24 protein-coding genes are annotated in these 24,310 nt (G+C 35.6%); all 24 read left to right on the top strand.

The window, feature by feature from the left end; genetic code table 11:
• Positions 1-50 precede the first annotated feature (50 nt).
• The 24 genes from NW213_RS09090 (at position 51) to NW213_RS08975 (ending at position 24,307) form a co-directional block, all read left to right on the top strand.
• Positions 51-650 (top strand): DUF3575 domain-containing protein, encoded by a 600-nt coding sequence (locus tag NW213_RS09090; protein ID WP_258322565.1) that lies wholly within the window; start codon positions 51-53, stop codon positions 648-650.
• Between the two features lie 83 nt (positions 651-733).
• Entirely contained in the window at positions 734-1,642 is a 909-nt protein-coding gene (locus tag NW213_RS09085) for a DUF6562 domain-containing protein (protein WP_258322564.1), read from the top strand.
• A 347-nt stretch (positions 1,643-1,989) separates the two neighbouring features.
• Positions 1,990-2,907 (top strand): DUF6562 domain-containing protein, encoded by a 918-nt coding sequence (locus tag NW213_RS09080; RefSeq protein WP_258322563.1) that lies wholly within the window; start codon positions 1,990-1,992, stop codon positions 2,905-2,907.
• A 24-nt stretch (positions 2,908-2,931) separates the two neighbouring features.
• Positions 2,932-4,728 (top strand): DUF6562 domain-containing protein, encoded by a 1,797-nt coding sequence (locus NW213_RS09075; protein WP_258322562.1) that lies wholly within the window; start codon positions 2,932-2,934, stop codon positions 4,726-4,728.
• Positions 4,729-5,047: 319 nt separating this feature from the next.
• Positions 5,048-5,938, top strand: coding sequence for a hypothetical protein (locus tag NW213_RS09070; protein WP_258322561.1), 891 nt, complete (start codon positions 5,048-5,050; stop codon positions 5,936-5,938).
• A 25-nt stretch (positions 5,939-5,963) separates the two neighbouring features.
• Positions 5,964-6,119 (top strand): hypothetical protein, encoded by a 156-nt coding sequence (locus tag NW213_RS09065; protein WP_258322560.1) that lies wholly within the window; start codon positions 5,964-5,966, stop codon positions 6,117-6,119.
• 38 nt (positions 6,120-6,157) lie between these two features.
• Complete coding sequence (locus NW213_RS09060; protein WP_258322559.1) at positions 6,158-7,687, top strand: hypothetical protein; 1,530 nt, start codon at positions 6,158-6,160, stop codon at positions 7,685-7,687.
• Positions 7,688-7,758: 71 nt separating this feature from the next.
• Positions 7,759-8,058 carry a PqqD family protein gene (locus NW213_RS09055; RefSeq protein ID WP_258322558.1) on the top strand — a complete coding sequence of 100 codons (300 nt, stop codon included), beginning with the start codon at positions 7,759-7,761 and terminating at the stop codon, positions 8,056-8,058.
• 164 nt (positions 8,059-8,222) lie between these two features.
• On the top strand, positions 8,223-8,753 hold the full coding sequence (locus tag NW213_RS09050) for a UpxY family transcription antiterminator (RefSeq protein WP_258322557.1): 531 nt from the start codon (positions 8,223-8,225) through the stop codon (positions 8,751-8,753).
• A 12-nt stretch (positions 8,754-8,765) separates the two neighbouring features.
• Positions 8,766-10,679 (top strand): UDP-N-acetylglucosamine 4,6-dehydratase family protein, encoded by a 1,914-nt coding sequence (locus tag NW213_RS09045; protein WP_258322556.1) that lies wholly within the window; start codon positions 8,766-8,768, stop codon positions 10,677-10,679.
• Positions 10,680-10,783: 104 nt separating this feature from the next.
• A complete protein-coding gene (locus NW213_RS09040; RefSeq protein WP_258322555.1) occupies positions 10,784-11,008 on the top strand; it encodes a hypothetical protein in 225 nt (74 codons plus the stop codon).
• 3 nt (positions 11,009-11,011) lie between these two features.
• Positions 11,012-11,563, top strand: coding sequence for a hypothetical protein (locus NW213_RS09035; protein WP_258322554.1), 552 nt, complete (start codon positions 11,012-11,014; stop codon positions 11,561-11,563).
• Complete coding sequence (locus NW213_RS09030) at positions 11,520-12,527, top strand: hypothetical protein (RefSeq protein ID WP_258322553.1); 1,008 nt, start codon at positions 11,520-11,522, stop codon at positions 12,525-12,527. Before NW213_RS09035 ends, NW213_RS09030 begins: the two co-directional genes overlap by 44 nt.
• Positions 12,528-12,563: 36 nt before the next feature.
• Positions 12,564-14,105 carry a sugar transporter gene (locus tag NW213_RS09025; RefSeq protein ID WP_258322552.1) on the top strand — a complete coding sequence of 514 codons (1,542 nt, stop codon included), beginning with the start codon at positions 12,564-12,566 and terminating at the stop codon, positions 14,103-14,105.
• A gap of 20 nt (positions 14,106-14,125) precedes the next feature.
• Positions 14,126-15,295 carry a glycosyltransferase gene (locus NW213_RS09020; protein ID WP_258322551.1) on the top strand — a complete coding sequence of 390 codons (1,170 nt, stop codon included), beginning with the start codon at positions 14,126-14,128 and terminating at the stop codon, positions 15,293-15,295.
• 3 nt (positions 15,296-15,298) lie between these two features.
• A complete protein-coding gene (locus tag NW213_RS09015) occupies positions 15,299-16,306 on the top strand; it encodes a glycosyltransferase family 2 protein (protein WP_258322550.1) in 1,008 nt (335 codons plus the stop codon).
• Complete coding sequence (locus NW213_RS09010) at positions 16,294-17,175, top strand: glycosyltransferase family 2 protein (protein ID WP_258322549.1); 882 nt, start codon at positions 16,294-16,296, stop codon at positions 17,173-17,175. Before NW213_RS09015 ends, NW213_RS09010 begins: the two co-directional genes overlap by 13 nt.
• A 5-nt stretch (positions 17,176-17,180) precedes the next feature.
• Positions 17,181-18,302: a CDP-glycerol glycerophosphotransferase family protein gene (locus tag NW213_RS09005; RefSeq protein ID WP_258322548.1), complete on the top strand. Its 1,122-nt coding sequence runs from the start codon at positions 17,181-17,183 to the stop codon at positions 18,300-18,302.
• A gap of 10 nt (positions 18,303-18,312) precedes the next feature.
• Entirely contained in the window at positions 18,313-18,735 is a 423-nt protein-coding gene (locus NW213_RS09000; protein WP_258322547.1) for an adenylyltransferase/cytidyltransferase family protein, read from the top strand.
• Positions 18,736-18,741: 6 nt separating this feature from the next.
• Positions 18,742-19,944 carry a glycosyltransferase gene (locus NW213_RS08995; RefSeq protein ID WP_258322546.1) on the top strand — a complete coding sequence of 401 codons (1,203 nt, stop codon included), beginning with the start codon at positions 18,742-18,744 and terminating at the stop codon, positions 19,942-19,944.
• The gene (locus NW213_RS08990) at positions 19,941-21,134 is read left to right on the top strand and encodes a glycosyltransferase (protein WP_258322545.1); all 1,194 of its coding nucleotides are present in this window, start codon (positions 19,941-19,943) and stop codon (positions 21,132-21,134) included. Before NW213_RS08995 ends, NW213_RS08990 begins: the two co-directional genes overlap by 4 nt.
• Positions 21,131-22,159 carry an acyltransferase gene (locus NW213_RS08985; protein WP_258322544.1) on the top strand — a complete coding sequence of 343 codons (1,029 nt, stop codon included), beginning with the start codon at positions 21,131-21,133 and terminating at the stop codon, positions 22,157-22,159. Before NW213_RS08990 ends, NW213_RS08985 begins: the two co-directional genes overlap by 4 nt.
• Entirely contained in the window at positions 22,156-23,214 is a 1,059-nt protein-coding gene (locus tag NW213_RS08980) for a glycosyltransferase family 4 protein (protein WP_258322543.1), read from the top strand. The genes NW213_RS08985 and NW213_RS08980 overlap by 4 nt, the downstream gene beginning before the upstream one ends.
• A gap of 70 nt (positions 23,215-23,284) precedes the next feature.
• On the top strand, positions 23,285-24,307 hold the full coding sequence (locus tag NW213_RS08975; RefSeq protein WP_258322542.1) for an EpsG family protein: 1,023 nt from the start codon (positions 23,285-23,287) through the stop codon (positions 24,305-24,307).
• Positions 24,308-24,310 lie beyond the last annotated feature (3 nt).

The following is a 24,310-nucleotide window of genomic DNA, read 5'->3' as shown; positions in this document are numbered from 1 at the left end:
TACGAAAATAATAGTTGTTTATGAAGATATGTATGTTGACATTTTTTGTTATGAATTTTATAGTGTTCCAACAGTTGTTTGGAGTGTCTCGTACGTATGGTCTTAATGAATCTGATGTCGTGATTTATAACGTCGAAGGTCAGGAAAAAAGTTTAAAAGTGGAAGACAATTTGCGTTTAAAAACTAATATCCCTTTTTGGGGAATCCTAATGATGAACATGGGAGCAGAATACCGATTGTCGGACAAATTCTCTTTTGATGCTTCAATCTATTACTGTCCGTTTAGGTTTTCCAGAACTTTTAATCTTAAGTCTTTTGTGTTTCAACCTTCGTTGAGATATTGGTTTAATTCCGGTATGAAAGGACATTTTGCCGGAGTGCATTTGGCAGGGGCAATATATAATGTTTCTTTTGATGATGATTTCCGTTATCAGGTTAAGAATTATCCATTGATGGTTGCAGGTCTTGATTATGGTTATTTGTTTGATATTAATCGACATCTGGGTATTGAACTTAATATAGGGGTAGGATATTTGCATACCCGTTATGATAAATTCTATAATGTTGACAATGGTCGGTGCACATCCGGTGGAGTATATAATGGAATTTGTGTCACTCGTTTGGAAACTTCTCTGGTTTATAAGTTTTAATCCATACAGTAATGAAATGTATATATAAGTTTATTAGTATCCTGGTTTTTACTTCAATGGTAATTGCCTTTCCATCTTGTATTATGGAATATCCTGATGGTGATGGTGTAGATCCGACTTCGATTTCAGTAGGAATTACATTCGCTACAAATTCGTTAATGAAGGAGAATCCACTGTCAAGGAATTCAACGGAAAGCGAAACTTCAATATATAGGTTCAAGGCTGAGTTTTACGAAGAGAACTTTGACGGGAAACCGTTATTCGAGAGAGTTGTTTATGCTAAATCTGCATCAGATTGTGTTGCAACTGTAAGATTGAATGAAGAACTTCATGCTTTGAATTATAAAATATCATTATGGGTTGAAGAAGTATTTTCTGAAGGTTGTGAAAGCCATATATATGATTCGAGCGATTTGAGCGCAATAAAATTTCGTGACGGTTATGTGGGAGGGGATCCAATGAAGTTATGTTTTTCAGGAATTTATAGCCTAGATTTGAGGGAATACGCGAATCAGAAGTTCGCTGCAATTGACAAGAATTATACTGTTGATATGCCTGTTGCAATGGTAAGCATTTTGGCAACGGATTACCAGGAATTTCTCGAAACTAATTCATTGGAAAATGTTGACGGATACTCTGTGGTATGGAAATATACTTCTTATTTGCCTGTAGGGTTTAACGCCATTACGCAGAAGCCTAATGCAGCAGAGATAGGCGAAAGTTTTACGTCAATCCTGTCTGGTGGAAATGATGAATACATTGGTTTGGGAACTGATTATATTTTTGTAAATGGTGGTGAGTCTCATGTCGTGCTTGATCTTACAATTATTAATTCTGATGGCGAAGAAGTAAATGCGTATCAGGGATTGAAGTTGCCTATTAGAAAAAATAGATTAACGGTTATTAAGGGAAAATATATGACACGAAATAAAACTACCGGAATTGGCATAGATGCTGGTTTTGACGGAGAATTTAATATTGTATTACCTTAGAATGATGTCCAATGAAAAATGGTGCTTAAACAATGAATAGATAAACTCTAAGTGAAATCATATTTTTTTGATGTGAATTAATAACTATATAAATAGAAACTGTATGAAAGATAGAATACTGATTTTTTTTATATGAAGTTCAATGTGTACTAAAAGATTTTGCTGTCGTTTTCTGTGCATTGTTTGGAATAAAAATAAAAACATTTACTAGGGTAGATTGGGTTGATAAATTATTGATGTTGCTTATTCTTATCCTTTTATCAGTGCTTATATTCTTTATTGTGAAGTATGACTATATCGTAAGTATTATCTGATAAGTTTTGTTGTTAATTTAAATAAAAATCATTATGAAGAAACTAACATTTTTATTGGTATCTGGCTTGCTGATACTTTTTTCTGCATGTCAGAAGGTAGGTGGTATTGATTCTGTGTCAGATTCTGTATCTGTTAATGTAAAAGCAGATGTTCCATCCGGTGTCTCACGTGTTCCTGGCGATGGGATGACTGTCAATCGTTGTGTATTGCAGGTTTATAAGGTTGTAGATGGACAAACAATGACAGCTTATGGTGAATTAAAGTATTCTGCAATGTTGGACAGAGAAGCAAATTTTGAACTGAATTTGCCAAAGAATACTGATTTCAGGTTTGTTTTATGGGCTGATTATGTAGATGATCCGGTAAATGCGATTTCAACAGACAAGCATTATGCTTTGGCACAAGGTTTGGCAAATGTCAGCTTTAGCAATGATTATACTGGAAGTGACGAAACTCGCGACGCATTCTATGGTGTTGCCGATCTGACAGATGAGGAAACTATTGGTGTGACCCTAACACGCCCGTTTGCGCAGTTAAGTATTTATAGCTCCGACCTTCAGACTGCAGTACCTCAACCTGTAAAAGTGAAGATTACATCTGATGATAATAATCTCGTTACAGGTTTCAATGCATGTACAGGCGAATTGTCAACTTCTGATGCAAAATTCTCATACGAGGCATCAATACTGGCTGGAGGAAATGAAAATCAGATGACTCTCGACTATCTGTTTGCCCCAACAGATGAAGCTCAACTTATAAACTTTAATGTGGAATTTTTTGATGCGGATGATATCTCTTTGTCAACAAAAGATCTTTCTAATATCCCTTTGCAAAAGAATTATGCTACAAAAATTACCGGAAATTTCTTTTCAAGTGTTCCCGAAGTGGAAATTACAGTGGCAGCTACAGTGAATGCCGGATTTGATGGTGAAAAAAATCAAAATTATTAATAATCAGAAACAAATGTCAGATATATGAAAAAAATATTATTTTTTGTAGCGGTATTGCTTTCGGTCATTTCTTGTAAAAGAGATAATATAATATCAGAGAACATATCTACAAGTGAACTTGTAACCATATCGGCTAATATTTCTTCCGAGAGTTCTAGGGCTGTTGGAGATGGTACAACAGTAAACAGATGTATTCTTGAGGTTTACAATGCTGAAGATAATAGTCTTATAGGCGAAAGGCAGATAGCGGGTATTTCATCAGGTGGTGTTCAGTTTAGCGTTAAACTTGAAAGCAGTCTGACATGTAAATTTGTTTTGTGGGCTGATTACTCGGCTGATGGTGTCAGTGATAAATTTTATAATACCGGTGAAGGCTTGAAAAATATTACACGTATCGGTGAATATGCAGGAAACAGCGATCAGCTTGATGCATTTTACGCTAGCAAAGAATTTACAGTGGGTGAGACTGTGTTGAATGTAGAGATGAAACGACCGTTTGCACAGTTGAACATTTATTCATCAGACTTTGGTGATTTGTTGGAAGAAGCAGATAAACCAACGAAGGTTTCTGTTTCGTTCAGTTCCGTATATACATCTTTTAATGCTCTTGAGGGCACTGTAACAGGTGAGGGAACGTTGCAATACGTTGCTCCTGTTGAAATTATAGGCTCTAACAGCCAGATGTCATACGATTACCTCTTTGCTTCTGCGGATGAACAGACTCTTGCCGATTTCACTATGAGTTTTTCTAATGAATCAGGCACTGCTTTTGAACCTTACCAGTTCTCGAATATCCCTTTACAGCGGAATTATAAGACTCATGTAACAGGTAACCTGTTGACCAATTCAGCAAAACTTAATGTTGTAGTCAGTCCTGAATTCAAGGCACCTGATTATTCTGTAGATGTTTATGACGGTTTCTCTGTAGATGTACCTGAAATAATCGGCGAAGAGGCAAATGTCAATTCTGCGGCGAACATGGTGTACGTATTGAGAAATATGGGTACTCCGGATTTTAGGTCGGTAAAGACTGTCAATATAAATCGTGATATGGATTTTGCCGATGTTGAAATAGTAAATTCAGATAAACAGATAGCTCTTTCAATAAATGGTAATAACCATACTATTAAGAATCTGGTTATTAATGAGGTGGCTTCAAAAACTGTTGCCGGATTTATACCTGACTTCATAGGAGGTACTATATCAAACCTTAATTTTGATAATGTCAGAATTTTAAGAAATGAAAGTAGTAGAGATGGCTATGCAGGAATAATAGCAGGTAGAACTTACGGTACAGTTGTAATTGAAAACTGTCGTGTAACCAATTCCGAAGTATGTGGTGTAAATAAAGTAGGTGCAATTGTGGGGTTTGCCGCTGAGGGTAATATAGAAGTTCGTGGTTGTTATGTGGAGAATACTATAGTTACAGGTGATACAAGTGACGGTGGCGACTGTGGAGGCATCGTAGGATACATTAGCAATACAATATCTAGTGCCAAGATTTCCGGCAATAAGTTCATTAACTCCATTGTACGGACTACTCCTGGTTTTTATGTTGATTTTCAATCTTATGGACGTGGCGCCTCCCTTTATGTAGGAACATGTCATTTGTCTGCAACATCTAATATAACAATCCAGGCAGATTCCGATGCCGTTATTGGCTCAAAGAGGATAATAAATGGTGCTGAGGATGGTGGGTTAGTCAGATATCAGGGGTTGTTAGGCAATATCAGATCAGCTAATTTGAATGGCGGTACATTGTTTATTAACGGAGAACAAACTGAAGTTGATACAAGTACAGATAAAAAAACGGTGCAATAATATGCCTTAAATAAGTCCATTTTAGTTTCCGACGAGCCATATTATGAATTAGTGAAAATTCTTATGGCTCGTCATTGAATTTTTAATTTTATAAGATATGATGCTAGTGTAAAATGCTTATATATAGGTGATTATGTGGTCTATTGTGCGCTGTCTCTATTATTTTGCTCAAGTTGTGAATGTGCTATTTTGCAATCAAATAGTGCTTTTTTGCAATATTGCTTCATGTGTGTTTGCATACATTTGCAAGTGTTTAGAAGAAGGAATATTCGTTTTAGCTTAAATTTAAAAAGTTTAAGAATATATTAATAATAATACAATGAAAGGACAATTAATAAAAATCGCGGGGCATTGTTTGATGATAGATAATTCTATTTCACTTGCCGGTAATTATGAGCCGTTTAGGATTGGCACACAAGACGATTGTCCTATAATAAGCATTATATCATTAGGGGACGTCATATTCCCTTTTAATGCGTGTTGTAATGAAAAGAGTTATTTGGATGATGCAGAGGAACTTTTTATATCCAAAGATATTGATGGAAGCTATAATGCTGTGGTGAAAGTTCGTTCTACAGGCAAGGAGTATTTCCTTCATGCCACATCCGCATGGGATTGTATAACCTTAAGTTTAAATTGTATTTCGGAAGAGTGTCCGTTTTCGGTTATAGACAAATTTATAATGTTGGTGTTCATATATGCCTCTTCCCGATATGGAACTGTTCTTCTACATGCCTCAAGTATAAAGTTAGGAACAGATGCCGTAGCTTTTATCGGACATTCAGGAGCTGGGAAAAGCACACACAGCCGTTTGTGGCTTGATAATATTGACGGTGCGCAGTTGCTGAACGATGACCAGCCGGCTATTAGGGTGAATGCCGGAAATGAAATCATAATATATGGTACACCGTGGAGCGGAAAGACTTGTTGCTATAAGTCTGATAGTGCTGTTTTAAGGGGAATTGTTCGGATGAAACAGGCACCTTATAATAAAATAACATTTTTGACTCCGGTATATTTATTGCGTGAACTGCTTTCTTCGTGCTCAATGATGAAATCGGATAATGTAACGTTCAAGTTTATAACAGCGACTCTTGCAAAAATAGCTTCGCATGTTTCAGGTTTTATTCTTGAAAACAAACCGGATAAAGATGCTGTAACTTTATCATATAAAAATGTATTTGGTAAGGATTTTATTTGTAATAAATAATTGTTTAATTAAAATTTTTGTGATTATGAAAAAAAAGTATGTAAGCTTAAAAATGCAGGTGGTAGAAGTACAACTGAGCGACTGCATTGCAGGTTCTAGTAATTTTACGGTTACAGAGGGAACTACTGACATTACCGAAATAAACAACATGAATGGAAGTATAAGTTTCGGTACTTGGTAATAAGATATGTGAAATTATTATTAAAAAAACAAACGACAATGAAAAATAGTAAATTTATTTGGGGTGCTTTATTGGCATCCATGGCTTTCACTGCATGTTCTGAAGCAGACAAAATTACTGACGAGACAGATCAGGAGGTTGTGACTTCTGACGGATTTAAATTATTGAGTTCCATTACTTTTACCAGCGAATTGGGTGAATCGGAAAGTGCACCAGCAACACGTACACCGGCAGCGGTAAATGAGAAAGGACGTCCAACCGGTGAATATTTGTTACCTTTCGTTAACGTGTTAAAGACGGATGTAACTAATCAGCCTACTGCTGCGGACAAAGGGCATCTGGTAGAGTTGGGTTATACAAATGCTGAAGAGGAAAGACATGACTTTGTGGGAGGTGTTAAAGGTAAATACAATGTGCTTTATAAGATTACAGAAAGCGAGAATCAAGTTGAGGGATGTTCTGTGCAAGGTACAATTACCTTGAAACAGGAAGGTTCATCATCAAACGGAATCACATATGCACTGACTGTTTTTGCCGATGATGTTGTTGGAAAGGAAAAAATTACATCCAATGATTTCCCATATGACAAAGCTGTACCGGAAGGAAAATATAGAGGTAGCTCTATGCGTTATCTTACTTATAATGCTTTAGCAGAAACACAATCAGCCGGTACAGTTACACTTCCTGAGATTACAGACGAGGCAATTAAAAGCATTGTATGCAAAGACGGTAAGGCACTGTATGGAGAACAGGCAGATAATTTGTTCTTAAGCAATGAACTGTTGTTCTGTGCAGACGCAAATAACATCTACGTGTATGAAATCATACCTTATGACAATGAGTTTGGTGGCTATGAATTATTACGTACATATAGTCGTAACGAGAATAAATCACAACCTACAGCATTTAAGATGGAGCGTCTGACAGCTATTGTTTCAGCTTCGTTTATTTTAGTTGATGAAGAAGATGAAACATTTAACCCTGCTACATCTTATTTTGTGGAAGGAAACCTCAATGCTTCTGCTGATAAGTTCAAGACTAAATTCGGTACAGATTTGGATCTCACAACAATGAATTGCCGTTATGCAACGCTTGACAACATGCATACAGTATATAACATTAATGACCGTTCTGACAACAACACTAATACTCCGGGACGTGTATTGCTTTGGGGTGACGGTTATAGTGTGACAGGAAATGACGGTGTAGAATACACTTGGGACATGCTGTCAAAACTATCTGCAGATCTTTCTTATAACTTGTCAAACGGTGCCGCAAAAGGTGTCGGAATTGCAGGTATGAGTTATTGTGCAGTATATAAAGGTCCGCAGTCTGCTACAAAGGGTGGTCCTGTTAAATTCTATGTGACAGTAGGTGGTAAGAATATTGTAATAACTGGAATTCACAGCTCTGGTTTCGCTATGAACCAGAATGTGGCAAAACATATTATTTTGCTGGTTCCTGCACAGGATTTTGCTGATTATTATGATGGTCTTCCTGTTTCTCGTTCCGGTAATAATGAATATGCTGAATTTGTAGTATCTGGCGAAAATGTCATTATTAAATAATTGATTTCCCTTCATTCATCTATAAATTTTTTTTAAGGACATCCGTATGTCTATGTATGGATGTCCTTTTTATGATATGTATTGATATCATGGAAGAAAAACGTTACCATATTAAAACCGGTTACAGTGTAGAAGACGTTGCCGGACAGAATATTCTAATTGCGCCCTCATTTGAAAATGTGGATTATAGTAAAATGCTGGTATTAAGTGAATCGGCTGCATTTGTCGTGAATTTATTGATAGAACATAGCCTGACATTCGATGAGATTATCACGGCTTTAAACGAAGAGTATGAAGCGGAAGACAATGTAGTAAAGGCAGAACTTACAGAATTGCTTGAAAGGTTCACCCAGTATAATGTTCTTGCATAAGGCAAGTTTTTTATTTTATAAACTATACAAATTTATCGAATCCAAGACTGTATTCTTCCTGTTTAAGGCGGAGACGTTGCAAGATTCATTATTTATTATATTTTTTTGAGGTTGCTGCAGGTAATTATATACCGGTGGCAACGCGAAGCGTATCTATAAGTTACATGGAAATTATTAACCCATCGAAAATCTGCTGGTATGCGGCGAAGACAAAAAACAATTCCGAGAAAAAGGTTAAGTCGCTGTTAGAGAAATTTAATGTCGAGCATTTTTTACCAATCCGTAAGACATTGTCAGAGCGGAATGGTAAGAAAGTGCATGTTTTGAAGCCTCTTGTCCCAAATTTGGTTTTTATTCATACCGACTTTAAAACAGCACTTTCCTTGGTAAATGACAGTCGTTTTCCGATGAGTTATATGATAGATTATATGACAAGAAGCCTGCTTGTGGTTCCTGACAAACAGATGAAAGATTTTATGTTTTTGCTTGATTTCTCAGAAGAAGCAGTACATGTCTCAAACGAAAATCTTCGCCGGGGGGATCGTGTCAGGGTTATCAAAGGTGATTTTGCAGGCATAGAAGGCGAACTGGTACGCATCAAAGGTCATAAAAGGGTAGTTGTGCGTTTGGAAGGATTGTTTTCATTGGCCACTACATATATTCCCGGCTCTTTTTTGGAAAAAATAGATTTGTAGAAAAAAGTATTTATGAGATTTATCCGATATATAAAGGCTCTTATAATCCGTGCCAAATTGGTGAATCCATGGGTGGTTTTTGCCTCCGATTTGGCGTTTGCTGTAGTATCAACGTTTTTGTCATTGATGTTTGTCACTTATGTAAATGGGATTACATTCGAAGCTGGCTTTATTTGGAATATAACAGGTTTGTCAGCTCTGTTTGGGGCTTTCAGTATCTTAACATGTAAGACGTATAGGGGAGTAATACGCCATTCCACAATTGTGGAAACCGGTCGCATAGTTCTTACCTCACTGTTGAAGTCTGCATTGTTGTTCATTACCGTGATAGTGGTTGAACGTGAGTTTTCTATTCACATCCTGATTTTTGCAGCAGTAATAGATTTACTCCTTACTTTTTTTATTTATACCCTTTTCAGGGTTTCCCTGATAGTTTTTTACCATATGGTTTCCAGCAGTCAGGGTATCCATCAGGAAAATATGCTCATATATACCGGTGGACGTCGTTACATATCTCTAACAGGAGCTCTTTTCAGTAAACTTGGCGCATATTCTATTATTGGTTATGTACGAATCGGAGAGAACGGTGTTATGCGCTCCGGTATATATCCTGAGTATTCAGTGCGTGATTTTGACGATCTGTCACGTTTGGTGGCTGCAAGGAAAGTTAATTGTCTGTTGTTTGTAGATAAACTTGACGTTGACGATGAGCAAGAAAGGCTGGTCCGTTATTGTGAGCGTCTTAAATTGCGCATGTTGCTCCTTCCTTCTGTTGACGAGATTATTGATGGAAAGAGAACATATCGTCATTTGCCGGAGGTACGTATTGAAGACCTTTTGGGGCGTGACGAAATAAAAATCAATATGGATGAGATTTCATCCGCATTGAAAGATAAGGTGGTTATGGTAACAGGAGCAGCAGGATCCATTGGAAGTGAATTATGCCGGCAGTTATGTACGTTTGGCCTTAAAGAACTGGTGCTTTTCGATTCAGCTGAAACACCTATGCATAATATAAGGTTAGAATTGCAGGATAAGTTTCCGCAAGTCAACTTTATTCCTATGATAGGTGATGTAAGAAACAAGAGCAGATTGGAGTTTACCTTTAATAGCTATCATCCGCAAGTAGTATTTCATGCAGCTGCATATAAGCACGTGCCTCTGATGGAGGAAAACCCTTGTGAAGCTGTACGTACTAATGTATATGGTACTCGAAATTTGGCAGATGCGGCAGTGAAATATGGGGTAGAAAGATTTGTAATGATATCAACAGACAAGGCTGTTAATCCGACAAACGTGATGGGAGCTTCTAAACGTATGGCAGAGATATATGTGCAAAGTTTGAGCATAGCTATAAGCAAAGGTGAAATTAAAGGGAAAACCAAATTTATAACAACTCGTTTTGGAAATGTTCTTGGAAGCAATGGCTCTGTGATACCGCGTTTCAGAGAACAGTTGTTGAACGGTGGTCCGCTGACTGTAACGCATCCTGATATAATTCGCTATTTCATGACCATTCCCGAAGCTTGCCGTTTGGTGTTGGAGGCTGCCATAATGGGACAGGGAAATGAAATCTTTGTGTTTGATATGGGAACACCGGTAAAAATAGCCGATTTGGCCCGCCGTATGATTGAACTGGCTGGTTTGATTCCCGGAAAAGATATTGACATAGTTTATACAGGTTTACGTCCGGGAGAAAAATTGTATGAGGAACTACTTGCTACTAAAGAGAATACACTCTCAACATCCAACGAAAAAATATTTCGTGCGCATGTGCGAGAATATAATTATCCGGACATAGCAAGTGCTATAACCGCTTTGTCGGATATTGCTCTTACAATGAACAGGATGGAAACCGTGAAGTTGATGAAAAAAATTATTCCAGAGTTTAGGAGTAAAAATTCTGAATATGAGATTTTGGATTAGTAGCAATTAAATAGAAATAATAGAGATAAAAAAGTATGTTCAAGAAGACGTTTCTTTTCTTTTCAACTATTGTTACATTTATACTAGCCAATGCGCAAGAAGCGGTGACAGATACCGTCCGTACAGATTTAAGACAGGAAGTAATTGAAGCATTAGGTGAACAGAGTGATTTTGTGGTAGCCCCATACCGCACTAGCAATATGTTCATAAGCGCATCTTTGGGAGTAAATTCTATTTTCGCTGAAGCTAATCGTAAATATGACAATGCTTTACAGCGTTCCCAAATTGTTGGTCGAGTGAGTATAGGCAAGTGGTTTACACCTTTATGAGGAATGCGCTTCCGTGTAGGAGGCGGCCGACTGGCTGGACATTGTTTCCCGGTAGGAATTTATAACATATATGAGGATAGACCTGACCATAGTGAGATTCCAGAAAAGATGAAACCTTATTTGTCAGAAAAAGATGGTCTGACATGGTTTCACCGTAAATTTGCCTATATGGATTTTTCATTGGATTTCATGACTGACATTATGCATTGGTTTACTCGCGAAGACAAGCCTCTGGGCATTATCTTGTTTGTCGGACCAGGATATTCTCATGGATTTGCCTCACAAGGACTTTCAGCTAGCAATTCATTTGCTTTCAAGGCAGGTGGCCAGCTCAATTATCGCTTAAGTAAACATTTTGATTTTATTGCAGAAATACAGGGAACCATTGTTGATGAAGGATTTGATGGTATCATAGGCGGAAATGAAGGTTGGCGTAACCGTACAGTGGAAGGATATGCCAGTGCTACAGTGGGATTGTCTTACAAGTTTGGTGGTAAGAAATTTACGCGTTATGCAAAAGTCCATCCTTGGAAAACGAATAAAACCAGGGTTTAGCGTTGCTGTGGGAAAACAGTTCCACCCTGACTTCGGTGTCCGTTTGAGTCTTGGAGGAATGCGTCTGGATGGTTGGACTACCGGCAGTACAGGATTATATACCTATGATGATGGCTGGTATCAGGGTTTTGATCCTGTTGAAGAGTATTGGAAAGGTCAGGGAGTTAACACAAAGAATGGTTACAAGCAAGAAATCAGATATCTAGAAACCAATGCAGACTTTATATTTGATTTTTATAACATGTTTACTTCGAATAAAAGATGGAATCGTCGTTGGAGCGTAGAAGGATATATAGGCATGGGATACATCAGGGCAACCAATTATCAAGGGATGGATTCAAATTCTAAATTTGCTTTACGTGCGGGTTTAATAGGTGAATATCACATAAATCCACGTTTAGGGGTCAATTTGGAAGTAAGTTCTTATATCACTGATGCGAGTTTTTGCGGTGAAATAGGAAAGGGTGGACGTTATTGTAATGTCATTTCGGCATCAATAGGATTACGTTGGCATATCAGTAAAAATCGTGGATTTCGTGTAGTACGTTTAGTTCCTGAAACTCAGCTTAAGGCTTTGAGTGACGCAGTAACAAATGTAAGTATAGAAACAGTGGAAGAAGGCGATACTATAATGCGTAAACGTCAGACTATAGGTACATTGCTTATACCTTCTGTAGTATTCTATCCTAATGAGGACAGATACAATGAAGAACTTCAGGAATTGAACGTTTATCGTATGGCTCGTTATATGATGAGGTATAAAGATATCAAGATAGCAGTGGTAGGTAACACCGGTGGCACTGATGAGCGTTTGGCACGTCGTCGTGCTGAAAGGGTACGTGATGTTTTGGTCAATAAATATGGTATCTTCTCTGAACGACTTGTAATCCGTACATATGATGTTAATGCAAAATATGGTGTTACCGGGTATGAGCAGTCTGTCAATTTTGCGGTAGCAGAATGAGTCTTTCTATTTTATATATTATTTTAGTTTATTTTAATGTCTGATTCAAGAACACAAAAAACTTTCCTCAATGCTAGAGTTAATTTCATTTTCTATTTTTTGACATTGATTATATCTTTCGTGTCACGAAAGATATTTTTAAGCAATTTAGGGGATGACTTTATTGGTTTGACAGGAACACTATATAATATACTAGGTTTTTTAAATCTGGCAGAATTGGGAATTAGTACTTCTATCGCTTTCCTGCTGTATAAACCTATATTTGCAAAAGATCAACAACAAATAAATGAAATAATTTCCGTTTTCGGGTTTATATATAGTGTTATAGGTAAAGTAATCCTATCTATCGGAATAATTATATCATGTTTTATTCCTCTTATTTTCGGGAAAACAACATTGCCATTGGGGATTATCTATTTTGCCTATTATGCTTTTTTATCCTCTTCATTATTCAGCTATTTTATAAATTATAAACAGATTCTTTTAGGAGCGGACCAACGAAACTATGTGATTACGGGATATTATCAATCTTCATTGATTGTAAAGAATTTGCTACAGTTGATAATATGTTATTATTCACATAATTATTATATCTGGGTAGGAATAGAACTAATCTTCAGTATTTTATATTGCATATTGCTTAACTGGAAAATTTATCAGGTTTACCCGTGGCTCAAGGCTGATTTGAAATTAGGGAAGAAGCTTTTTAAAAAATATCCGGAAATCGTCACAAAGACCAATCAGGTGTTTGTACAAAGAATAGCTTTTACTATTTTAACTCAGACAACAACACCATTAATCTATGCCTATTCAACTTTACAGACAGTTGCTCTTTATGGGAATTATATGATATTAATAGAAAAGGGAGCTAGTTTGATAAATATGACCATGAGTGGGGCAAATGCCGGAATAGGAAATCTGATAGCAGAGGGAAACAATCAACGAATAGTATCTGTATTTTGGGAGTTGCGAGCTTTCAGATATTGGATGGCATTTAATCTGGTTTTTGCTTTCTACTATTTTATGGAACCCTTTATTTGTTTGTGGTTGGGGGGTGAATATATTATGGAGCGTTATGTACTTATAATTATTCTAATCAATATCTTTATAGGGCAAACGCGAATAGTAGTCATGGGATTTCTGAATGGATATGGATTGTTCAAAGATATTTGGTCACCAATTGCTGAAGCGGCTCTGAATATCGGAACAGCAATAGTTTTAGGTAGTTTATATGGTATAGGCGGAGTTTTATTAGGGGCTACAGTAAGTTTGTTGTTAATAATCTGTCTTTGGAAACCCTATTTCTTGTATAAAGAAGGGTTTAAACTATCAGTAATGAGTTATTGGTATAAAACAAGTATCTATTTTATATTATCCATGGGTGGGTGGATTATTTTACATTTGACTATTATTCCTTTGATTGATTTAAACGATATATCCTCTTTTCGTGAATTTATACTTGATGTTATTATCCTTGTTCCTTTGTATGCTTTACTCACCTGGTGTGGCTATTATTTAATGGCTTCAGGAATGAAAAATTTCACAAATAGAATGTTACGTACCATATTGAGGAAATAGTGTTTTACCAATTGATTGTCATGAAGAAAAAAATATTCTTTTTATTAAGTTCGATGAATGTTGGAGGAGTTGAAAAAGCATTTTTGAGTATGCTTCCCTATATATCTGAAGACAAGTATGAAATACATTTAGGACTATTGTCATGTAAAGGGGGATTCTTGAATGATATTCCAAAATACGTTAAAGTTCATCATATTTCTAGCTATGATGTATATAAGGATATAATTCATAATCCGCCTTTGGGGGTTATTAAAAGAATGTTTAACAGAGGAAAATATGTACAGGGTATTTTGCATTTCTTTATCTATATACATTTTAAATTAACAGGTAATAGAATATTATTGTATAAATACATATTGAAGAATGAACCTATGTTTCCAATTCAATTTGATTTAGCAGTAGCTTATGCCGGACCTTCTCAATCGATAGATTACTTCGTATGTAAAAAAATCGTAGCAAAAAAGAAATGTGGATGGATACATTTTGACATAACCAAGTTTGGTATAGACAAAGGAATGACTAGAAATTTATATAAATTTTATGATAAGATTTTTCTAGTGTCACAAACAGCCAAGGAAAAGTTTGATAAAGTTTTCCCACAGTTCATCCATCAAACAGAGGTCTTTTATAATATAGTTTCACCGAAACATGTGTCTGATTTAGCCATAAAAGCACCTACATTCAAGGATAATTATTCAGGTAAAAGAATTCTTACAGTAGGACGGATATCTAAAGAAAAGGGTCATGATATAGCAATTATGGCTATAAATATACTTAAACAACAAGGAAAGGATATAAAATGGTATTTTGTAGGAGACGGAAACTTCAGACCATATTGTGAGTCTTTGGTTAAAGAACTTAATCTTCAGGAATCTGTTGTATTTCTAGGGACAGAAAAAAATCCTTATGGATATATGCGTGATTGTGATATATATGTTCAGCCTTCCCGTCATGAAGGTTACTGCATAACATTGGCCGAAGCGCGGGTTTTTCCGAATCCCATTGTCGCCACAGATTTTGTAGGAGCTAAAGAACAATTGACAACCAGAAGAAACGGTATTGTAACGGGATTTAGTGAAATGGAACTGGCAGAAGGAATAGCGAGAGCACTTGAAACTGACAAAGAAATGTCAATAGAGAATAACTCGATACAAACAGATGTAAATAAATTATTGACACTATTGGATTAAGAAATGGAATTGGTTTCAGTTATTATACCGGTTTATAATATTAGAACATATTTGAATCAGTGTGTTCAGAGTGTTTGTGCCCAGTCTTATCCTCATCTGGAGATTATCTTAGTTGATGATGGGTCTACCGATGATTCGGGAATGATGTGTGATGAATTGGCGATAAAAGATCCACGCATCAAAGTGTTTCATAAAGAAAACGGGGGTCTTTCCGATGCAAGAAATTATGGCCTATTACAAGCTACTGGTGATTATATTTTTTACTTGGATGGTGATGACTGGATTACATCATCAGCTATAGAGAATCTGGTAAAAACAGCTGATAATTATGATGCTGATTTTGTTCAGGGTGGATTTTACTATGCGTATCCGGAGTATTTGCTATATCGCAAAGAAGAATCCGGTATTATTACTTTTACCCCAAAGGAGGCTATGAAAGAACTTATTCGGGATGGTAGAATTAAAAATTTTGCCTGGGGAAATCTGATTCGTAAGGATTTGGCTTTAAAAGTTCCTTTTCTTAAAGGAAAATATTTTGAGGATTCTTTTTGGAAATATCAAATGATAGAATTGGCTGAAAAATATGTTTATAATCCATGTCCAGGATATTATTATCGACAACGTTCCGGAAGTATCTCAGGAGATTTTTCTATAAAGAACTTTGATTTGTTGCAAGGAGTAGAACAAAGGCTGATTTATATTGCAGGGCATTATAAGGATCTTTATTTATTGGCACTGAATAAATATTGGGTGTTAGCTTATAATTTTTATCATTTGTCTGAAAAAACCGGAAATAATGATTTGAAGAATTTTTATTGCCATTATCTGTTTGAGAAAACTCAGAATTATGGTTCTGATTTGAACAGAGCCATGAAACTGAATATCGTTTCAGCTTTTATGTTTTTTTCTTATACTTATAGTTGTGATAGACTTTACTTAATTGTATGTCTCGTCAACAAACTTTTGGAAAAAAGTATGCCTTCAAAATATAAAAAAGAATGTTATCAATAATTATTCCTGTATATAATGTAGAGAGTTTTCTTAGAGTGTGTATAATAAGCATATTGAATCAAGATTATTCGGATATTGAGGTATTATTAATTGATGATGGATCTACTGATTCTTCGGGTAGTATTTGTGATCAGTTTCAAAAGAGAGATTCAAGAATTCAGGTTTACCATACAAAAAACTTAGGTGTTGGAAATGCCAGAAATTTAGGCATTGAGAAAGCTAAAGGAGAATATATCACATTTGTTGATTCAGATGATTATGTAAGTCCGGATATTTATAAGGTAAACATAGGCTTACTTGATTCCGACAATTCAATTGATATTGTACAAATTCCGTTAGCAGGTAAGAAAAATCAACGGAGAATTATTGAGGGAAAGAAAAATCTGTTTGATATGTGGATTTTTCAAAATAAAATAATTACTAACTACTTTTGGGATAAAATTTTCCGGAGACACATACTTGAAAATTTACGCTTTCCCACGAATATGCGGTATGAGGATAGGTTCTTGTTTTCTGATGTATTGTGTGCTATCAATAAGTTATATATATCAGACAAAGGCGGTTATCATTATAGAAATCATTCTGGACAATTGACGAAACAATGTAATGTCGGATTGAAGCTAGACATGATAAAGGCAAATATCCATACGTTGGGTAATATTCCCATTGATTTTAAGGGGGCTTATATTCGTTGCTATTGGGATACGATAGTTTTATTGAAAGAGATACCTTCTGAAGAAATAGAACAATCAGTTATTTGTGAAATAAAAAAAATGTTTCCGTCGATTAAAACTATTTGGTTATCGAATGTTCCTTTAGGGATTAAATTGCAATTGACTAAAAAAAAGTTAGTCGGACATATTTTCTAATAATTATGAATGAGCTAATAACAAATCTAATTATATTTATTTTTTCATTTTGTCCATTGAAGCGTAAAAAAATCTTATTCTTTAGCTACTATGGAAGTCAATATGGTTGTAATCCAAAATATATAAGCGAATACATACAAGATAATTCTAATGACTATGATATTGTCTGGGCATTTAATACTCCTGAAAGGTATTCGATAGGTGGAATACGGAAAGTAAGGTATTACTCTTTGTCATTTTTCTATGAATTGTGTACAGCCAAGTTCATCGTAACAAATTATCGTATGCCTTTGTTTTTTAGGAAAAGAAAAAGGCAGATTTATATTCAGACTTGGCACAGTTCTTTACGTTTAAAAACCATCGAAAAAGATGCAGAGTCTAAATTGACACCTGAGTATGTCAAGATGGCCAAGCATGATTCAAAAGCCATTGATTGTCTGCTTTCAGGATGTAGGTATAGTACCGATATTTTCAAGTCTTCTTTTTGGTATGACGGATTTATATTGGAATGCGGAACTCCGCGGAATGACTTGTTCTTTACGCAAGTTTCTAATATCAGAAAGAAGATAGACTTTACATATTCCATTTCAGAGCATACAAGGATAGTTCTATATGCTCCCACTTTCAGAAAAGATTACAGTTTGGATTATTATAACATTGATTATACGAAACTTGTACAAGCATTGTCTGCACGCTTTGGAGGTGAATGGACGGTATTGGTTAGGTTGCATCCCCATCTTCAACAGTATTCCAGACAGTTATTGGCTGAAAGTAATGTCTTTGATGCTACATCGTATGATGATATACAGGAATTGTTGGCTGCATCGGATATAATCATTAGCGACTATTCATCTTTGATGTTTGATTTTTCCTTGACTGGAAGACCTTGTTTTTTATATCTGCCTGATTTAGAAGAATATACAAGGAATGATAGAAGATTATATTTTGACATAAAGAAGCTTCCTTATATCAAAGCTTATTCTAACGATGATTTGATTGAATCAATAAAACTGTTTGATGAAACAAATTACCGGAATGATTTAATAGATTTCAATAGTCAGATAGGTTCTTTTGAGAATGGGACTTCGTGTCAACAGATATTGTATTATATAAACAACAAATGTTAATTATAATGATATGGAAAAGAAGATTATAGGATATACTACCGGTGTGTTCGACATGTTTCACATCGGTCACCTGAATATATTAAAGAAAGCGAAAGAGCATTGTGATTATTTAATTGTAGGTGTATCTACTGATGAATTGTGTGAGAGTTACAAACACAAGAAACCGATTGTCCCTTATGAGGAGCGTAAGGCTATTGTGGAATCTATACGTTATGTTGATCAAGTGGTTCCACAAATAGACCGTGAAAAATATAAGGCCTGGGAAAAAATAGGATTTGACATAATGTTCGTAGGTGATGATTGGAAAAACTCTCCGTTATTCAATGAGTTGGAAGAGAAGTTTTCTAAAGTTAACGTTAAGATAGAATTCTTTCCTTATACGCGAGGTACTTCGTCCACTATGTTGCGTGAAAAGTTGAATCATATAATTTGAGATGGTATGAAAAAAAAAATATTGTTTGTCATAGATTCATTAATATGTGCCGGAGCAGAAAAAAGCCTGGTCTCATTATTAAATCAGTTGGATTATGATAGATTTGAAATCGATTTACAACTTTTTTCTTATGGGGGTGAATTTGAACAATTTCTTCCTGAAGAAGTGAATCTACTGACTCCACTGATGTATACCCGTTTCCTGAACAGTGGTTGTTCAAGACGTTTATTATCCTGCTTTAACGATACCAAGGCTAGACGGATGCTTCAGGCTAAATGGACGTTTTCTTATCAGCTTCGGACTCAAAAACCATTGAATAATATAAAAATAGCCAGGTTATATTGGGAATCTATTTCAAATAACATAGAGAACAATCCTAAAGAATATGACTTTGCTATTGCTTATGCCCAGGGAGTTCCTACCTTCTATGTGGTAGATAAGGTAAAAGCACTAAGGAAATTCGGTTGGGTAAATGTCAGTTATCATTTATCAGGATATGAAAAGTCATATCAGTCAAGATTTTACCAAATGTTGGATGGTATTGTTACAGTATCAGATTCTGCTTATGAGGTGTTCCGACTGGTTTATCCGGAATTTGCACATAAAATGAGAGTGATAAGAGATATTGTCGATACTGATTTGATTACAAAATTATCTGTACAGGACAATGGATATAACGATAACTTCCAAGGTGTAAGAATTCTGACTGTGGCCAGATTGAATAAACATCAAAAAGGATATGATATAGCTTTGGAGGCTTGTAGGTTATTGAAGGAACGTGGTATAAAATTTAAATGGTATGCGTTAGGAAGAGGTAATTATGAACAAGAGATGCGTACATATATAGCCAATAATAATTTGGATAATGATTTTATTCTTCTAGGTACTACAGCCAATCCTTATCCTTATTTCAGGGAATCTACGCTTTATGTCCAGACATCCAGACATGAAGGATACGGATTGTCAATAGCTGAAGCCAGGTTGTTGAACATACCGGTAGTGACAACAGAATTTGATGCTGTATATAATCAGATGGTTCCTGGAGAGAATGGTCTTGTAGTTCCACAAGATCCGGTAGCAGTAGCTGATGCTATAGAAAAAATGTTGACAGATAATAGCCTGTATAAGCATATAGTTACGTATTTACAAAGCGAAAAGAAAGGAAATCAAGAAGAAGTTGAAAAGTTTTACTCATTGCTGGAGGAATGAAGAAACGTATTTTCATAGCTATACATTATCTGGAAATCGGGGGAGCAGAAATCAGTCTGATTGGTCTGTTGAACTCTATGGATTACAGTCGTTATGAAGTAGATCTTTTTGTGTATAGCCACCAGGGAGAACTGATGAAATTGATTCCACCAGAAGTGAACTTGCTTCCGGAAATATCAAAATATGCTCAAATGGAACGACCTATGATTTCTGTGCTTAAAGGGGGGCATGTAGATGTGGTATTAGCGCGGTTGTGTGCAAAATTACAGTTTGCTCTTTATGCTAGGAGAGTGAAACCAAAAGATGGTTCTGCTGTTTTTCAGTATGTAGCCAATACTGTAACCCCGTGTTTGCCTTCTTTGCATAAATTAGGTTTGTATGATTTGGCAATCAGTTTCCTGACACCCCACAACATTGTATTGGAGAAAGTACAGTCACGGACAAAAATAGCCTGGATTCATACCGATTATTCCAAAATTGATGTAAATGCTTCCCTCGAATTACCGGTATGGAATGGTTATGATTATATTGCTTCCATATCTCCGGATGTATCACGAACTTTCCTTTCTGTTTTTCCATCACTTAAAGGAAAAATAGTAGAAATAGCCAATATTTTGTCCTCTGCTTTTGTTCGTAATAGGGCATCTGAGAAAACTGATCTTTCTGTATTCAAGAAAGAGAATATCAATTTATTATCGGTTGGACGTTTTTGCTATCCGAAGAACTTTGATAATGTTCCGGATATATTGTGTCGTATTCGGAAACAAGGGGTAAATGCATATTGGTATTTGATAGGTTATGGAGGTGATGAAGCATTGATTCGTCAGAGGATTCAAGAAGCCGGTATGGAGAAATATGTGGTAATATTGGGGAAAAAGGAAAATCCTTATCCCTATATAAAATCCTGTGATTTCTATATACAGCCTTCCCGATATGAAGGTAACTCAGTAACTGTACGGGAGGCACAGATGTTGTGTAAACCGGTTGTAGTTGCTAACTATCCTACGGCTGCCAGTCAGATTCAAAATGGTAAAGATGGTATAATCGTACCCTTGGAGAATGCAGCCTGTGCGGAAGGAATAGTTCAACTGATTCGGAATCCAGAACTACAGAACCGTCTGATTCAGTTCTTGAATGAACATGATTACGGAAACGAAAGAGAAATAGAAAAAATATATAGGTTTTTATGAATACACTGAAAAAGAGAAATTATTCGTTAGACTTGATTCGTGTAATTGCCTGCTTGATGGTCGTTATGATTCATGCACCTTTACCTATAGAAAAAGCCGATGAAATTTTTCTAAGTTCATTAAGTTATGTAACAGTCCCTTGTATAGGTCTTTTCTTTATGGTCTCAGGTGCGTTATTGCTACCAATTAAAGAAAAAAACGCTTCTTTCCTAAAAAGAAGGTTAAGTAAGATTATACTTCCAACTCTATTTTGGTCTATCGTCTATATCGGGTATAATTATTATCAAGGTGCAGACCGTATTTGGTGTAAAGAGATATTATCGTTACCTTTCTCAGCACAGGGTCATGGTGTGATGTGGTTTATGTACACTTTAACAGGTTTGTACTTGATTACTCCTATTCTTAGCCATTGGCTACATTCTTCTAGTAAAAGAGAACTGGAATTTTATCTGATTCTTTGGACAATAACCCTCTGTTATCCTTTGTTAGGTCTTTTCTTATTTATTCAAGCAGGAGTAACCGGCATTTTATACTATAACACGGGATATGTAGGATATTTTTTATTGGGACATTATTTGATGAAATATCCAGAGGCTATTTCTTGGAAGTTTTTGTTTCCATTAGTTATTATTTCGTTATTGGCTCCTGTATTTTGCAAATGGAAGCAATATGAAGTTGATTTTTATTCTATGTTTTGGACTTTATCTATCTTTGTTGCTATATGTTGTACCGCATGGTTTAAAGGTTTAATCCAATATGGTAAGATAATTATTAAATTTGAAAAAATACGTAGTTGTATTGTCCTGATATCAAATTTGTCATTTGGAATCTATTTAATGCATATTTTTGTGATGCGTTATATAATCTGGAAATGGGATTGGATTCAGAATATAGATAATTATATGGGACAAACTTTTATGATCGTCATATTAACTTTTTCATTATCTCTGTTGGGTTGTTATCTGTTGAGTTTTATACCAGGTGCGATTTATGTAATTGGATATAAACAAATAAAACAAAGATGAAATTACTCTATATTACGAATGGTATAACAGGTATAGGTGGATTAGAGCGTGTGTTATCCATTAAAGCTTCCTATTTGGCAGAACAATTGAGGTATGATGTTCATATTATCACATTAAATGAGAAAACAGACAAGCCCTTCTATACATTCAGTCCTAAAATCAAGTTTCATAATGTAAAAACGAGAGGAAATGGATTGTGTTATCTTTATTCATACATTACTGGTATCAATAGAATCATAAATAATATTTTACCTGATATAATATCTGTTTGTGATGACGGTTTAAAAGGATTATATGTTCCTGTATGGATTAAGAGACAAAACGCTTCAATTATATATGAGCGGCATGCCTCATTAAAGTTGAACCAATCAGTGATACAATCTTTTTTGATAAAACTGGGTGGTTTATTGTATGACAGAGTGATTGTACTGACAAAATACAACCTGACGGAATGGATAGGCCATAACTTGAAGGTTATACCTAACCCGCTTTCTTTCATACCGAAGGAAAAATCTAAACTGGATCAAAAGAAGATTATCTGTGTCGGGAGCTTGTCTCATAATAAAGGGTACGATTTGCTCATTGAAGCCTGGAGTAAAATAGCTATGGAGTTTCCTGACTGGGAAATAAATGTTTACGGGAAAGGAGAAATTCGCTTATACGAAGAGATAGTTCAGGAAAAAGGCATAAATAACATCTGTTTTTGTGGTCCAACAAATAATGTTATGGAGAAAATGATGAATGCCTCATTATTAGTATTACCATCTCGTTCTGAAGGATTTGGTATGGTATTGATTGAGGCTATGGCATGCGGTCTGCCTTGTGTTGCATTTGATTGTCCTTGCGGGCCTCGTGATATTATACAGGATGGGGAAAATGGCTTGTTGGTTCCAGCGGAAAACGTAGAATTACTGGCAAAAAGTATCAAACAGTTAATTACCGATAATCAAATGTTACATGCTATGGGAGCTAATGCCTGTAAAAGTATTGGGCAGTTTAGCGTAGAAAATGTATGCCAGGTTTGGAATAAATTGTTTCATGAATTAATAAAGTAATATGCAATTTGATCCTTCACTATATAATCCCACATATCTTTATAGTCTTTTATTGCTGACATTGTTTTATGTGGCCAAAATTTATAATAAAGACGAGGTATTGATTGACGAAAATACTAATAACCCATTGATATTGATATATGTAGGTTTATTTGTGTATTTTGTTGGTCTCCGCCCTATTTCAGGTTATTATTTTGGAGATACATCTAATTATGCTTTGACATATAATTATTTTGTTAATGGAGTGAAAATATATGATCCGGAATCTTCTGAATGGGTGTTTGAATGGATGCAATATCACTGTTCAAAACTGATGGATGTACATGGTTTCTTTCTATTAATAGAAATCCTGTATGTGGTGCCAGTCTTGTGGGCTTGCAAGAAGCTTGTTCCCAATCATTACGCAATGTTGTTTGTTGTATGTATGGGTGCGTTTTCTTTTTTCAGTTATGGAACCAATGGGATACGTAATGGAATGGCTTGCAGTTTAATCATAGTATCAATAGCATGTATAAACCAAAATCTTTCTTACAAAATAATAGGAATTGTACTTGCGTTTTTGGCTTTTAATATCCATCGTTCAACAGCACTTCCTATTGTATGTATCTTAGGGTCATTCTTCGTAAAAGATACACGATATATAATGGGTTTTTGGGTAGCTTCAATATTCATCTCATTAGTAGCCGGTGGTGCTGTTGAATCATTCTTCACCGGATTAGGCTTTGATGACAGAATGGGAGGATACTCCAGTCAGAATATTGATGCTTCCATGTTCAGTTCAACGGGTTTTCGTTGGGATTTTCTATTGTACAGTTCAATGCCTATCTTGTTGGGATACTATGTGGTGTTTGTCCGTCGGGTTTGGGACAAGAATTACTTATTATTGTTGAATACATATATTTTATGTAATTCATTCTGGGTAATGATGATTCGAGCTTCTTATTCTAATCGTTTTGCGTATCTGTCATGGTTTATGTATGCCTTAGTGCTAGCTTATCCATGCTTAAAACTGCCAGTTTGGGAAGACCAGGGAAGAAAAGCCGCACTTATTTTTATGGCGCATTTTGCATTTACTTTTTACATGTTTATATAATAA

It is taken from the genome of Bacteroides sp. ET336 (assembly GCF_024733815.1).
Taxonomy (GTDB): Bacteria; Bacteroidota; Bacteroidia; order Bacteroidales; family Bacteroidaceae; genus Phocaeicola; species Phocaeicola cellulolyticus.
The sequence above is the reverse complement of the archived record's forward strand: the minus strand, read 5'-3'. Positions and strand labels throughout refer to the sequence as shown.

Excerpts from the sequence above, each read along its gene's own strand:
- NW213_RS09090 (WP_258322565.1), top strand. The coding sequence starts at position 51 with ATGAATTTTATAGTGTTCCAACAGTTGTTTGGAGTGTCTCGTACGTAT.
- NW213_RS09085 (WP_258322564.1), top strand. The coding sequence starts at position 734 with ATGGAATATCCTGATGGTGATGGTGTAGATCCGACTTCGATTTCAGTA.
- NW213_RS09080 (WP_258322563.1), top strand. The coding sequence starts at position 1,990 with ATGAAGAAACTAACATTTTTATTGGTATCTGGCTTGCTGATACTTTTT.
- NW213_RS09075 (WP_258322562.1), top strand. The coding sequence starts at position 2,932 with ATGAAAAAAATATTATTTTTTGTAGCGGTATTGCTTTCGGTCATTTCT.
- NW213_RS09070 (WP_258322561.1), top strand. The coding sequence starts at position 5,048 with ATGAAAGGACAATTAATAAAAATCGCGGGGCATTGTTTGATGATAGAT.
- NW213_RS09065 (WP_258322560.1), top strand. The coding sequence starts at position 5,964 with ATGAAAAAAAAGTATGTAAGCTTAAAAATGCAGGTGGTAGAAGTACAA.
- NW213_RS09060 (WP_258322559.1), top strand. The coding sequence starts at position 6,158 with ATGAAAAATAGTAAATTTATTTGGGGTGCTTTATTGGCATCCATGGCT.
- NW213_RS09055 (WP_258322558.1), top strand. The coding sequence starts at position 7,759 with ATGATATGTATTGATATCATGGAAGAAAAACGTTACCATATTAAAACC.
- NW213_RS09050 (WP_258322557.1), top strand. The coding sequence starts at position 8,223 with ATGGAAATTATTAACCCATCGAAAATCTGCTGGTATGCGGCGAAGACA.
- NW213_RS09045 (WP_258322556.1), top strand. The coding sequence starts at position 8,766 with ATGAGATTTATCCGATATATAAAGGCTCTTATAATCCGTGCCAAATTG.
- NW213_RS09035 (WP_258322554.1), top strand. The coding sequence starts at position 11,012 with ATGCGCTTCCGTGTAGGAGGCGGCCGACTGGCTGGACATTGTTTCCCG.
- NW213_RS09030 (WP_258322553.1), top strand. The coding sequence starts at position 11,520 with ATGCAAAAGTCCATCCTTGGAAAACGAATAAAACCAGGGTTTAGCGTT.
- NW213_RS09025 (WP_258322552.1), top strand. The coding sequence starts at position 12,564 with ATGTCTGATTCAAGAACACAAAAAACTTTCCTCAATGCTAGAGTTAAT.
- NW213_RS09020 (WP_258322551.1), top strand. The coding sequence starts at position 14,126 with ATGAAGAAAAAAATATTCTTTTTATTAAGTTCGATGAATGTTGGAGGA.
- NW213_RS09015 (WP_258322550.1), top strand. The coding sequence starts at position 15,299 with ATGGAATTGGTTTCAGTTATTATACCGGTTTATAATATTAGAACATAT.
- NW213_RS09010 (WP_258322549.1), top strand. The coding sequence starts at position 16,294 with ATGTTATCAATAATTATTCCTGTATATAATGTAGAGAGTTTTCTTAGA.
- NW213_RS09005 (WP_258322548.1), top strand. The coding sequence starts at position 17,181 with ATGAATGAGCTAATAACAAATCTAATTATATTTATTTTTTCATTTTGT.
- NW213_RS09000 (WP_258322547.1), top strand. The coding sequence starts at position 18,313 with ATGGAAAAGAAGATTATAGGATATACTACCGGTGTGTTCGACATGTTT.
- NW213_RS08995 (WP_258322546.1), top strand. The coding sequence starts at position 18,742 with ATGAAAAAAAAAATATTGTTTGTCATAGATTCATTAATATGTGCCGGA.
- NW213_RS08990 (WP_258322545.1), top strand. The coding sequence starts at position 19,941 with ATGAAGAAACGTATTTTCATAGCTATACATTATCTGGAAATCGGGGGA.
- NW213_RS08985 (WP_258322544.1), top strand. The coding sequence starts at position 21,131 with ATGAATACACTGAAAAAGAGAAATTATTCGTTAGACTTGATTCGTGTA.
- NW213_RS08980 (WP_258322543.1), top strand. The coding sequence starts at position 22,156 with ATGAAATTACTCTATATTACGAATGGTATAACAGGTATAGGTGGATTA.